At 70.7% G+C, this 12,732-nt stretch carries 7 protein-coding genes; 5 read left to right on the forward strand and 2 right to left on the reverse strand.

The window, feature by feature from the left end; translation table 11 throughout:
• Positions 1–3 precede the first annotated feature (3 nt).
• Positions 4–996, forward strand: a complete 993-nt coding sequence (locus DFW101_RS16440; protein ID WP_009182645.1) for a radical SAM family protein — start codon at positions 4–6, stop codon at positions 994–996.
• Here the strand turns inward: DFW101_RS16440 and DFW101_RS16445 are convergent.
• Together DFW101_RS16445 and DFW101_RS16450 are read right to left on the reverse strand one after the other, a co-directional pair.
• Positions 993–2,693: an FAD-dependent oxidoreductase gene (locus DFW101_RS16445; protein ID WP_009182646.1), complete on the reverse strand. Its 1,701-nt coding sequence runs from the start codon at positions 2,691–2,693 to the stop codon at positions 993–995. The two genes, DFW101_RS16440 and DFW101_RS16445, sit on opposite strands and share 4 nt — an antisense overlap.
• A gap of 319 nt (positions 2,694–3,012) precedes the next feature.
• Positions 3,013–4,347, reverse strand: a complete 1,335-nt coding sequence (locus DFW101_RS16450; protein WP_009182648.1) for a dihydrolipoyl dehydrogenase family protein — start codon at positions 4,345–4,347, stop codon at positions 3,013–3,015.
• 117 nt (positions 4,348–4,464) lie between these two features.
• Between DFW101_RS16450 and DFW101_RS16455 the strand changes: the two genes are divergently transcribed.
• From DFW101_RS16455 to DFW101_RS16470, 4 genes are all read left to right on the forward strand, one after another.
• Positions 4,465–5,916: a dihydrolipoyl dehydrogenase family protein gene (locus DFW101_RS16455; RefSeq protein WP_009182649.1), complete on the forward strand. Its 1,452-nt coding sequence runs from the start codon at positions 4,465–4,467 to the stop codon at positions 5,914–5,916.
• 230 nt (positions 5,917–6,146) lie between these two features.
• Positions 6,147–7,430 carry a glycosyltransferase family 4 protein gene (locus tag DFW101_RS16460; RefSeq protein WP_009182650.1) on the forward strand — a complete coding sequence of 428 codons (1,284 nt, stop codon included), beginning with the start codon at positions 6,147–6,149 and terminating at the stop codon, positions 7,428–7,430.
• Positions 7,427–8,542: a glycosyltransferase family 4 protein gene (locus tag DFW101_RS16465; protein ID WP_009182651.1), complete on the forward strand. Its 1,116-nt coding sequence runs from the start codon at positions 7,427–7,429 to the stop codon at positions 8,540–8,542. Before DFW101_RS16460 ends, DFW101_RS16465 begins: the two co-directional genes overlap by 4 nt.
• Positions 8,543–8,675: 133 nt before the next feature.
• On the forward strand, positions 8,676–12,698 hold the full coding sequence (locus DFW101_RS16470) for a PAS domain-containing protein (protein WP_009182652.1): 4,023 nt from the start codon (positions 8,676–8,678) through the stop codon (positions 12,696–12,698).
• Positions 12,699–12,732 lie beyond the last annotated feature (34 nt).

Here is a 12,732-nt window from a genome sequence, read left to right on the forward strand (position 1 = left end):
ACCATGTCCCTGCTGGTCGTCTCGCGCCTGCGCGCAGGCGGGGTCATCCCCACCTACCAGTGCCAAAGCGCCTGTCCGCACTGCCTCTACCGGGGCGGGCCGTCCCGGGCGGCCGAATACCTGGACCGGGAGACGGCCGGGACGCTTTTCGCCAAGGCCCTGGAACTGGGGGCCACGGCCATGCACGTCGGCGGCGGGGAGCCGCTGGCCGATCCGCTGGGCCTGGCCGGGGTGCTGGCCGCGGCGGCCGAAACGGGCATGCCCATCGAATACGTGGAAACGAGCGGGTCCTGGTACGACGACCCGGACGAAGCCCGGGAGCTTCTGGCCGAGCTGCGGGACATGGGGCTTTCGCGCCTGCTCGTGTCCATAAGCCCCATGCACAACGGGTTCGTTCCGCTGCGAAAGACGCTCGGCGTTCTGGAGGCGGCGCGGCTGGCCGGGGTGGCGGTCCTGCCCTGGCAGGAGCATTTTCTGGACGACCTGCAGGTTTTTGACCCGGACACGACCCATCCGTTCCGGGAATACCTCGCGAAATTCGGGCCGGACTATCCGGCCGCCATCCTGGGGCGGACCTGGATCCACCAGGGCGGCCGGGCCTTCGATCTCTTCGCCCCGGTCCTTGGCCGGCGGCCCGTGGAGGCGATCCTGGCCGCGGCCTCCCCGGACTGCCGGGCCGAACTGACCGACACCGGCCATTTCCACCTGGACCTCTACGGCGACTACGTGCCGGGCCTGTGCTCGGGGCTGGCCCTGCGGGCGGCCGACCTCGGGGCCCCGCTCGATCCCGAGCGCTATCCCATCCTCTGCACCCTGGCCGGCTCCGGCATCCAGGGCCTTTTCGACTACGCCGCCGGCCTCGAAGGCTACACGGCCCGGGCCGAGGGCTACGTCAACAAGTGCGAACTGTGCCAGGACATCCGCCAGCACCTGTCCTGCCGGGGCTGGTTCGAGTCCACGGAACTTGCGCCCGCGGAATTTTACGCCACGCCCTAGGCGGTCTTCGTTTTTTTCCAGTACGGGTGGGCCAGGTCCTCGAAGGCGGACAAGGCCGCCGTCGAGCCGTCGCCCACGGCCGTGGCGATCTGGCGCGCCCCGCCGGTCACGTCCCCGGCCGCGTAGATGCGCGGGATCGAGGTCCGCTTGCCCCGGTCCGTCTGGATAAAGCCGTCGGCGTCAAGCGTCAGCCCAAGTTCCTCGGCAAGCCCGGTGTTGGGGGACAGGCCCACGGCCACGAACACCGCGTCCACCGGCATCTCCCGCTCCGATCCGTCCGTCAGGTTTCGTATCCGCACGGCCGTGACCTTGTTCTCGTCGCCCTTTATTTCCGTGACCACCGTGTTCATGAGGGTGGGCACGCCTTCCTTGGCCAGGGCGTCCTGCAAGTGCTTTTCGGCCCGGAAGGCGTCGCGGCGGTGGATGACGGTCACGTCCACGCCGAGGTTTTTGAGGTGCAGGGCGTCGGTCATGGCCGTGTTGCCGCCGCCGACCACCACGGCCTTTTTCTCCCGGTAGAGATAGCCGTCGCAGGTGGAGCAGTAGCTGACGCCAAAGCCGAAGTAGCGGTCCTCGCCCGGGGCCCCGATCTTTTTCCAGGTCGCCCCGGTGGACAGGATGAGCCCCTTGGCCACGTACACCGCCCGGTCGGTGTAGACCTCCACGTGCTTGCCGATCTTGACCTCGACGATGCCCTCGCCCTCGTGGATCTCGGCGTAGGCCCGGGCCTGCTCGGCGATCATCTCCATGAGCCGCTTGCCCGGCACGTTGGCGAATCCCGGATAGTTCTCGACCACCGGCGTCAGGGCCACCTGGCCGCCGATGACGTTTTTTTCGAGCACCACGGCCGAAAGCCCGCTTCGGACCGCGTACATGGCGGCCGTCAGCCCGGCCGCCCCGGCCCCGGCCACCACGATGTCCACTTCCCGCACGTCCAGCCCCTCGGCCGGCAGGATCCCGGCCGCCCGCTGCTCGGCCAGCAGGTCCTCGGCGCTTTTGAGCGTCACCAGCTCCACCGCGAACCGCTCCTCGGGCAAAAGGCCCATGCTCGTGAACGTCTCGTTGATGACCGTGTGGGGCACGGAGCCGACGTGGTAGCGGTCGGCCAGGGCCGGGTGCTGGGAGCTGTCCACGCACATGGCCGACACCAGGTCCGGCCGCTCCAGGGCGCAGTGGAAGGCATGGGCCACCTGCCCCGGGCAGTACGGGCAGGAGGGATTGACGAAGACCATGACGTCGCGCTTCTCCTCGAGCTCCTGCAACAGCTGCTTGGAAATCTGGCCCAGGCCGCTTTGGCCAAGCGACAGCCGCATGATGGTCTCGATGAGCGTCCTGGCCTCTTCGCCCAAGGGCGCGCCGAGATAGCGGATCTTGCAGCGGTCCGGGGCCAGGAGCAGGGTGGGGGAAAAATCCACGCCATGGAGTTTGGCGGCATCGCTCTCCAGGGGCTCGAACCGGGCCGTGATCTTGGGCGCCAGTTCCGCCAGCTCCCGGCAAAGCGACTCCATGAAGGCGTTGTACGGGGCGTTTTGCCTGGGGTCGGTGAAGACGACCAGTTCCACCGGTTCCTTCATGGCTTCGAAGAACTTGGTAAGCTCGGCCAGGTTGTCTTCGGGAATGAGCCGCTTGGGCGTGGCGGCTTCGGCTTTCTTGGGCTTTTTCTTCTCCGAGGTCTTATCGCTGCCGAAAAGGGCCATGGTGCCGCTCCTTGGATCGTTTTCACGGGATGCCCCATTCTGTAGCCGAAGCCGCCGCCAGTGGCAAACAAAGGGAGGGCACGGGACGCGTTTTCTGTTGCCGGACGCGTAAAAAAGGATAGAAAGAAAGGTGGAATCCAGGGAGTCCCGGCCGGGGGCCGGGAAACAGGGGGAACCGTCATGAAGGATGCTCTTGCCGCTGTGGCGCTGGTTTTTTTCGCGGCCGTCATGCTGCTTTTTCCATGGGCCTGGGAACCGCTCACCGACGCCGAGGCCCGCCGGATCTTCGACGAGAAGTAGGGACGCGGCCGGCGGCCGGCTAGAACAGGTACCTGAGGTAGTAGCCGCAGGTGGGGTAGGCCCAGACCGCCTCGCGCAGGGCCTTGGCCGGGAGATGCTGGCGCATGGCCAGGGCCACGGCGTTTATCATCTCTTCCGCCCCGTGGCCGAGGATGTGGGCCCCGAGGATGCGGTCGTCGTCCGGGGAGACGAGCGTTTTGGAAAAGCCGGTCGTCTCGCCGAGCCGCTGCCAGGGAAAGGCCTCGGCCAGGTCGTACTCCTTTTTGCGGTACGGGATGCCCCGGGCCTGGCAGTCGGCCTCGGTCAGCCCGGCCATGGCCAGGGGGGGCAGGGTGAAAAGGACGCTCGGCGTGCCGGTCCGGTCGATGGTCCGGGTGTTGCCGGCAAGCATGTTTTCGCCCGCGATCCGGCTTTCCAGGTCCGCCGTCGGCGTCAGGGCGAAGGGCGCGTCCAGGCAGTCGCCGGCGGCGTAGACGTCCGGGTTGGTCGGGCTTTGGAGATGGTCGTTGACCGTGACGCCGGCCTTGCTCCGGGCCACGCCGGCCGCCTCCAGGCCGAGTCCGTCCAGGTTGGCCGGCCGGCCGGCGGCGTTGACGGCCAGATCCGCCCGGACCGGGCCGTCGGGCGTCTCGATGGCCAGCCCGTCCGCCTCCTGCCGGATGGCCGTGACCGGGGCCCTAAGCCGCACCTCGATGCCTCTGGCCCGGGTGGCGGCCAGGAGCCGGGCCACCAGGTCCTGGTCGAAGCGGCGCAGGACCGCGTCGCCGTGGGTGAGGATGGTGGCCCTGGCCCCGCAGGCCGCGGCGATGTGCGCCAGTTCGAAGGCGATGAACCCGCCGCCCACAAAGGTCACCCGGCCGGGCAGGGCGTCCAAATCCAGGAAATCGTCGCTCGTGGCGAGCCTGTCCGCGCCCGGGAAGGAAAACCGGCTCGGCGTGGCCCCGACCGCGAGGAGGATCTTTTGGGCGGCCAGCTCCTCGCCGCTGACCGCAACCGTGCGCCGGCCCGTGAAAACGGCCCGGCCGCGCACGATGTCGATGCCGGCCTCCCGAAGCGAGCCCTCCACCCGGGCGTCCACCGGCCGGGTGAAGCTCCGTTTGAAGGCCATGAGCGCCGCCCAGTCCGGACGCGGTGCGCCGGAGAGGCCCTTGCCGAGAAGATGCCGGACCTGGACGAGGGTTTCCGGCCCGCTCAGGAGCACTTTTTTCGGATTGCAGCCCACATTGGGGCAGACCCCGCCGAGCCGCCCGGCCTCGACGACGGCCACGGTCCAGCCCGCCTCGCGACACAGTCTCGCCGCCGGTCCGGAAGCCGGCCCGCCGCCAAGGACGATCAGGTCGTATGCGCGCGCCATGGTCTCTCCTCATGCCGGGCCGGACGGCCCGGACGCTTGGCTTTTGGTCCGATTACGCTACCATGAAACCGGCGGCGGCCATAGAGTCGGGACGTCGCGGAAAAAAAGGAGGCGGCCATGGGATCGCGGCGCGATTTCGATCTGGCGGTGTTCGGCGGCGGCTCGGCGGGCCTGACCGTCGCGGCCGGCGCGGCCCGGCTCGGGGTGCGGGTCCTGCTCGTCGACCGCGAGGGCCGGCTCGGCGGCGACTGCCTGCACTTCGGCTGCGTGCCGAGCAAGACGCTTATCCAGACCGCCCGGGTGCGCGCCCTGGCCGCCCGGTCCCGGGACTTCGGCCTGCCCGCCCCGGACCTGCCGCCGGTCGATTTCGCCCAGGTCCGCCGCCGCATCGCAGCGGTCATCGCCGGCATCGAGGAACACGACTCGCCCGAGCGGTTCCGGTCCCTCGGGGCCGAGGTCCGCTTCGGCGAGCCCCGGTTTCTCGACCCCCACACCATCGATCTCGACGGCCGGCGGATCACCGCCGACCGTTTCGTCATCGCCACCGGCTCCCGGGCCGCGGTGCCGGACATCCCGGGCCTGGCCGCAGCCGGCTGCCTCACCAACCGCGAGATTTTTGCCCTGGACCGCTTGCCGGCCTCCTTGCTGGTCCTTGGCGGCGGGCCCATGGCCGTGGAGATGGGCCAGGCCTTTGCCCGGCTGGGGAGCCGGGTGACGCTCGTACAGCGAAGCGGCCGGATCCTTTCAGCCGAGGACCCGGATCTGGCCGATGTGGTGGCGGCGCGCCTGACTGTCGAGGGAGTGGACCTGCGCCTTGGCTGCAAGGTCCTTTCCGTCCAGCCGGCCCCGGTCCCGGGCGGCCTGAAGGCGGTCGTCATCCAGCGCGACGGCCGCGAGGAGCGCATCGAGGCCGAGGCCATCCTGGTGGCCCTGGGGCGCACGCCGAACCTCGACACCCTGGACCTGGAGTCGGCCGGCGTCGAGCGCACGGAGAGGGGGCTCGTCCTCGACGAGAGGCTTCGGACCACCGCCCCCCACATCTTCGGGGCCGGCGACGTGACGGGCAGGCACCTTTTCACCCACGCCGCCGGCTACGAGGGCGGGGTGGTGGTGGCCGGCGCCGTCTTCCGGCTGCCCAAAAAAGCCGACTACCGGCTCCTGCCGCGCTGCACCTACACCGAGCCCGAGCTGGCCGTGGTCGGCCTGACCGAGGGCGAGGCCCGGGAGGCGGGACACGCCGTCGCCATCGTGGCCGAGCCCTTTTCCGGCAACGACCGGGCCCGGGCCGAGGGCGACACGGCCGGGCTGGTCAAGCTGGTCCTCGACCGGCGCGGCCGGCCGCTCGGCGTCGGCATCGCCGGCCCGGGCGCCGGGGAACTGCTCGCCGAATGGGTGGCCGGGCTGGCCGGCAAGGTGGGGCTCGGCACGCTCTCCGGCGCGGTCCACCCCTACCCGACCCTGGCCGAGACCAACAAACGGGCCGCCGGCCGCCGCCTCGAAGCCAGGCTCTTCTCGCCCTTCGTCCGCCGGGCCCTCCGGCTGGTGTTCGGGTATCGCGGATTGAAGTAAAAAAGATGCCTCCGGCGGCCGGGGGGGATCATCCCCCCCGGACCCCCTGGTCGGGGTAGGGTGGCGGGGGTTTGTCGGCATGGATGGACTGTTGCGTTTGCACGACGGGGAAAAATGGTTGAAACTGGATTCGCAGCCCCTCGGTGCGATTTTTTTAGGGTTTCCAAAGGGCCACGCCCTTTGGCCGCCGGAGGCATCTCTTCGGCACAACTATGGCAATGGGAGACACGATGGCGGTCGCTGACAAGGCTCCGGTGCTGGTGATGGTCTTAAAGGGCTATCCGCGCATCTCCGAGACCTTCATATCCAACGAGATCCTGCTGCTCGAATCCCTGGGCTTCAAGGTCCGCATCGTCTCCATGCGCGACCCCCGCGAAAAGCTGCGCCACGCCTCGATCTACCGCATCAAGGCCGATGTCGTGTATCTGCCGGAATATATCCGGCCGGCCCTGGGGGAACTGGTCTACGAGAATGTCCGGGCCGCCCTGGCCGCGCCGGCCGGCTACCTGCGGGCGGCGGCCCTTGCGGCCCGGCATTTCCTGCGCACCCGCAAATCGGCCACCATAAAGCACCTGCTCCAGGCCGGGTTCCTGTGTCGCCGGGCCCTGGCTCCCGGCGAGCCGGCCCATCTGCACGCCCACTTCGCCCATTCGCCGACCTCGGTCGCCCTCTACGCCGGCCTGATCGCCGGCCTGCCGGTCAGCTTCACCGGCCACGCGAAAGACGTCTGGACCCAGGCCCCGGACAGGCTCGCCGAAAAGATCCGCCGGGCCGCCTTTGTCGTCACCTGCACCCGGGCCAACGCCGCCTATCTGCGCCGCCTGGCCGGAAACGCCACCCCGGTCCACGCCGTCTACCACGGCATCGATCTGGCGCTTTTTAACGGCACGGCCGCCCGGCCGGAGCCGGTGCCGCCCTACAGGCTGCTGACCGTGGCCCGGCTCACGGCCAAAAAAGGGCTCGACACCGTGCTCGACGCCCTGGGCCTTCTCGTCGGCCAGGGGCTGGACGTGTCCTGGGACCTGGTCGGGGAGGGCGAGGACCGGGAGGGGCTTGTCGCCAGGGCCGAGGCCCTGGGCCTGGCCGGCCGGGTCCGGTTCCACGGGGCCATGCCCCACGAAATGGTGCTCGCGCTCTACCGGCAGGCCCATGTCTTTGCCCTGGGCTGCCGCGTTTTGCCAAACGGCGACCGCGACGGCGTGCCCAACGTGGTGGTCGAGGCCATGGCCATGGGCCTGCCCGTGGCCGCGACCGACGTCTCGGCCCTGCCGGAACTGGTCCGTGACGAGGAGACCGGGCTTGTCTGCCGGCCCGACGACCCGGCCGCCCTGGCCGGAAACATCGCCCGGCTGCTGGCCGACGGGACGCTTCGGGACCGGATGGTTGCCGCTGCCCGGGCGGCCGTGGCCCGGGATTTCGACAACGCGGCCAATACCCGGCGCCTGGCCGAGGTCTTCGCCCGCCACGCCGGCCGGCCGGCCGGAGCGTTCGCCCTGGTTCGCGAGGCCGTTTGAACGTCGCCTTCTACGCGCCCTTTAAGCCGCTCGACCACCCGGCCCCTTCGGGCGACCGGACCATCGGCCGGGAACTGGCCGCGGCCCTGGCCGGCGAGGGGCTTTCGGTCATGACGCCAAGCCGCTTCCGGTCGCGCTGGTTCTCGGCCCGGCCCGCCTTGTGGCTGGCCGTGCCGGCCGCCCGCCGCCAGGCTCTGCGCGCGGCCAGGGAGGCGGACGTCAAGGCCTGGCTCACCTACCACGCCTACTACAAGTCCCCGGACGTCATCGGCCCCTATGTGGCGGGCAGGCTCGGCATCCCCTACGTCATCTTCCAGGGGATCTATTCCACCAAACAGCGCCGCAGCCTCAAGACCCGGCTCGGCTTCGAGTGCAACCGCCGGTCGCTCCTGGCCGCCCGCCTGGTCTTCTCCAACCGCCGGCTGGACGCGGAGAATTTGCGCCGGCTCCTGCCGGAAGACAGGATCGTCTATGTCCGGCCGGGCATCGATGCCGACGCCTTCGCCTTCGACGCGGCGGCCAGGCGGGGATTGCGCCGGGAGTGGAACGTCGGCCCCACGCCGGTGGTGGTCACGGCGGCCATGTTTCGAAACGACGTCAAGGCCGTGAGCCTCGCCTACCTTTTTTCCCGTCTGGGCGAGCTGGCCCGCCAGGGGCTGCCCTTTTTCCTGGTCGTGGCCGGGGACGGCGAGATGCGCGGGCAGCTGGCCGCCCTGGCCGAGCGGGAGCTCCCCGGCCGGCACCGGTTTCTGGGGCTCGTCCCCCGGGAGGAACTGGCCGCCGTGTACGCGGCCGGCGACGTTTTCGCCTTTCCGGGCATCCGGGAGTCGCTCGGCATGGTCTATCTGGAGGCCCAGGCCGCCGGCCTGCCCGTGGCCGCCCTGGCCGACGGCGGGGTGCCCGAGGTGGTCGCCTCCGGCCGCACGGGCCTCCTCACCCCGCCCGGCGACGACGCGGCCTACCGACAGGCCCTGGCCACGCTTCTCGGCGACCGCGAATTGCGCCGGACCATGGGCGAGGCGGCTGCCGCTTCGGTGCGGGCCGACCACGACCGGACCCGCAATTACGGCGCCGTGGCCGGGGTCCTGCGCCGTCTGGCCGGGGGAGGGTGAAAAAGTCCCTGGCCGGACCAGGAACCTTCGTGATAGAATAAATAATCATATTGAGTGCTATCGTTGTTCCTATGAACCTGGAACCTTTCAGGCGATACGTCGTGCCGCGCCGGAAAGGCTTGGAGCCTGTCCCATGGCCAATCTCTGCGAGACGCGGCTGCGCGACCTGCCGCCCGCGACGCCGCTGACGCTTGGGCTCTGGACCACGGCTGTCCAGGCTGCGGGCATCCTTTGCCAGGCCGGGGTCGCCGAGGCCCTGGTCCTTGACGGGGGCCGCCCGCTGGGCGTGGTCACCGTCCGGAGTGTGGCCCGGGTCCTGGTCCGGGACCCGGACAGGGCCGCCCAGCTGGCTGTCCGCGATTTCATGGACCCGGTGGCGGTTTCCCAGGAAACCGATGTTCTGCCCTCCGCCCTGCGGCACCTGCTCGCCGCGCCGTCGCGCCGGCTGGCCGTGGTGGACGCCACGGGCCGGGCCGTGGGCCTCCTCACCCCGCTTTTGGTGGCCCGCCTGGGCCAGGGCGTGGACGGCCTGTCCGGCCGGACCGTGGCCAGCGCCATGGTCCGGACCGTGGTCACGGCCAGGGCCGGCGAGCCGCTGCCCCTGGTCCTTGGTCGCATGGTCCGCGCCGGCGTCGGCGGCGTGGTGGTGGCCGAGGCAGACCGGCCGCTCGGCCTCGTGACGGCCACCGACGCCGCGGCCCTCATGGCCGGCGGCCGGGACATCCGCCGGTGCCCGGTGGAGGCGGTCATGCGGGCTCCGGTCGAGGCCGTCTCGCCCCAGCTGTCCCTGGCCGAGGCCGTGGGCGGCATGGACGGGGCCGGCGCCGGCCGGCTGGCCGTCACCGACGCGGCCGGCTTCCTGCTTGGCGTCCTGACCGCCACCGACGTGGCCACGGCCTTGCATCTTCTTTTGGCCGAGGCCGAAACGGCCCGGCTCGGCGCGGAGGCGGCCCGGTACCGCGATCTTTACGACCAGGCCATGCAAGGCCTTTTCCGCCTCGACCCGGCCGGGCGTCCCCTGGCCGTCAACACCCCCCTGGCCCGGCTTCTGGGCTACCGCGACGTGGCCGACTGCCTGCGCCAGGCCGGCCAGGCCAGCCATCCCCTGCGCCTGGACGCTCCCGGCCGCCGCGACGTCCTTTTGGCGGCCCTGGCCCGGCCGGACGCCGTCGCTTTCGAGGTCGGGAGCTACCGGCCCGACGGCAGCATCACGCGGTTGCGCTGCGTCCTGCGGTGCGTGCGCGACGCCCGGGGCTGCCCGGTGGCCCTGGAAGGGGCCTGCGCCGATTTTCCCGCCGCCCTTCCCGACGGCCGGCCGGCGCACGAAATCGAATACCGCTCCATCGTCGAGCACCAGACCGAACTCATCTGCCGCCGCGACGCGGCCGGCCGGCTGACCTTCGCCAACCCGGCCTTTGCCCGCTACTGGAGCCGCACACCCGAGGCCTGCGTGGCAGAGGACTTCCGGCCCGGGATTCCCGAGGAGGACGCGGCGGTCGTTGCCCGGCGCGTGGCCTCCCTTGGCCCGGCCCGTCCGACCACCGGCTTCGAGCATCGGGTGGTCCGGGCCGACGGCCGCATCCGTTGGCAGCGCTGGACGTGCCGGGCCCTCTTCGATGCCTCCGGCGCCGTGGCGGAGTACCAGTTCGTGGGCCGGGACGTGACGGCCAGGAAGCTCGTGGAACAAAGGCTCCACACCCAGGCCGGCCACGCCCTGGCCATGCTCGAGGCCTTGCCGCTGCCGGTTTTCCACAAGGGGCGGGACGGCCGCTACACCGGCTGCAACCAGGCCTTCGAAACGCTCCTCGGCCTGCCGCGCGCCCGGATCGTCGGCCAGACCCTTGGCGACCTGTGCGGCACGGACAACGCCTCGCCCTACGAAGCCCTGGAGAGCGAGTTGCTGGCCAAGGGCCACCGGCAAGTCTACGAGGCCAGGCTGTCCCTGCCGGCCGGCTGGCGGTCCATGGCCATCCACAAGGCCGTGGTGCGCGACGCCGGGGCCGGAGGCGAGGCGACAGGCATCATCGGCGTGGCCCTGGACGTCACCGAGCGCCGGCTGGCCGAGGCCGCGGCCACCAAGGTCCGCGACGGCCTGGAGGCCGAAACGCTCCAGCTCGGCGCCGAGCTGGGCCGGGTCCGGGCCCGTCTGGCCGCAGAAGTCCTGGAGCGGGAACGGGTCGGGGAGCGGTTGCGCCACGAGGCCCGGTTCCTCGAAACCGTGCTCTCGTCCATTCAGGACGGCATCTCCGTGCTTTCGCCCGACCTGACCGTGGTCACGGTCAACCGGGCCATGCGGGCCCTCTATATCGACAGCAACGAGCCGGTGGGACGCAAATGCCACGAGGTCTACCAGGGCCTTGGCATGCCCTGCCAGGACTGTCCGTCGCTTCGGGCCATGGCCTCGGGCAAGCTGGCCATGAGTCTGGTCAAGCGCTGCGGTTTGGGCGGCGAGACCGGCTGGCTGGAGCTTTTCTGCTTTCCGCTGTTTGACGACGGCGGCGCCGTGACCGGCGTGGTCGAGATCGTGCGCGACGTGACGGCCGGCAAAAAGCTCGAAGCGGAACTGGCCGCCGCCCTGGAGCGGGCCGAGGCCGGCAGCCAGGCCAAGGGGGCCTTTCTGGCCAACATGAGCCATGAGATTCGCACGCCGCTCAATGCCGTGCTCGGCTACGTCCAGCTCATGCTGCGCGACCGGCTGGAGCCGCGGCAACGCGAGCGCCTGGCCGTGGTCGAGGAGTCGGCCGCAACGCTTTTGTCCCTCATAAACGACATCCTCGACTATTCGAAGATCGAAGCCGGCCGCATGGAGCTTAAAAACGAATCGTTCGACCTGCCGGCCTGCCTCGCGGCCGTGGTCAAGGAACAGGAGGTCCTGGCCCGCAACAAGGGGCTCGACCTGACCCTGGCCATGGGGCCGGAGGTCCCCCGCGACGTGCGCGGCGACGGCCTGCGGCTGCGCCAGGTGCTGCGAAACCTGCTCAGCAACGCCGTCAAGTACACCGAGGCCGGTTCCGTGGCCGTCACCGTCAGCCGGACCGGCGAACTGCCGGGCCCGGCCGGGGAGGCGCCGCGCCAGATCCTGCGCTTTGCCGTGGCCGACACCGGGGTCGGCATTGCCGAGGAGCAGCAGGCCGCCATCTTCGACAGCTTCACCCAGGTCGACGACGGCCTGACCCGCCGCCAGGCCGGCACGGGCCTTGGCCTTGCCATCTGCCGCCGGCTGGCCGGGCTCATGGGCGGCGGGGTGTTCGTCGAAAGCGTGCCCGGCCGGGGGAGCGTCTTCTGGCTCGAATGTCCGTTCGAGGTGGCCGAGCCGGCGACGTCGGCGGCCGGGCCGGCCTACGGGACCCCCGCCGGACCGGCCTGCCGTTTCCAGGCCGAGGCCATGCCGCGGCTTCGCATCCTCCTGGTCGAGGACAACCGGGTCAACCGCGTCTTTGCCGGCGACCTCCTGGAGAGCCGGGGGCACGAGGTGGCCATGGCCGAGAACGGCCGGGCCGCCCTGGATTTCCTGGCCCGGGAGCGGGTGGACGTGGTCCTCATGGACATCCAGATGCCGGTCATGGACGGACTGGCCGCCACCCGGGCCATCCGGGCCGGAGAGGGCGGCATCGATCCGACCCTGCCCGTGGTCGGGCTGTCGGCCTATGCCATGGACCAGGAACGGGAACGGTTTTTGGCCGCGGGCCTGGACGGCTACATCACCAAGCCTATCGACGTGGAGGCCTTTTTCGAGGTGGTCCGGGTCGTACTGGACCGCCGGGGCCCAGGGACGGCCGGCGTTCCCAGGGCCGTGCCGACGCCGGCCCGGGCCGTTCTTGACACCCAGGGCCTTTTTTCCCAATACGGCTGCAAGGCCGGGCTTCTGGCCAAGGTGGGCCGGGAGTTCGTCAACTCCGTGCCCCAGCAGCTCGAAGTCCTCGCCGCGGCCGTGCACGACGGGGATCTGGCCGTGTGCGAGCGGGTGGCCCATACGCTCAAGGGCAACGCGGCCATGTTCGGGGCCTTGGCCATGCGGGCCCTGGCCGCCGAGGCGGAGGCGGCCGCCGCCTCGGGCGACGCGGGCCTGGTGGAGCGCCTGGCTCCCCCCCTGTGCGACGCCTGCCGCACGGCGGTCAGCCACATGGACGATTTCCTGGGCCGCCTCGGGACCTAGGCCGGCCGGGAAGCGTACCGGGACTTCAAGGACT

It is taken from the genome of Solidesulfovibrio carbinoliphilus subsp. oakridgensis (assembly GCF_000177215.2).
Taxonomy (GTDB): Bacteria; Desulfobacterota; Desulfovibrionia; order Desulfovibrionales; family Desulfovibrionaceae; genus Solidesulfovibrio; species Solidesulfovibrio carbinoliphilus.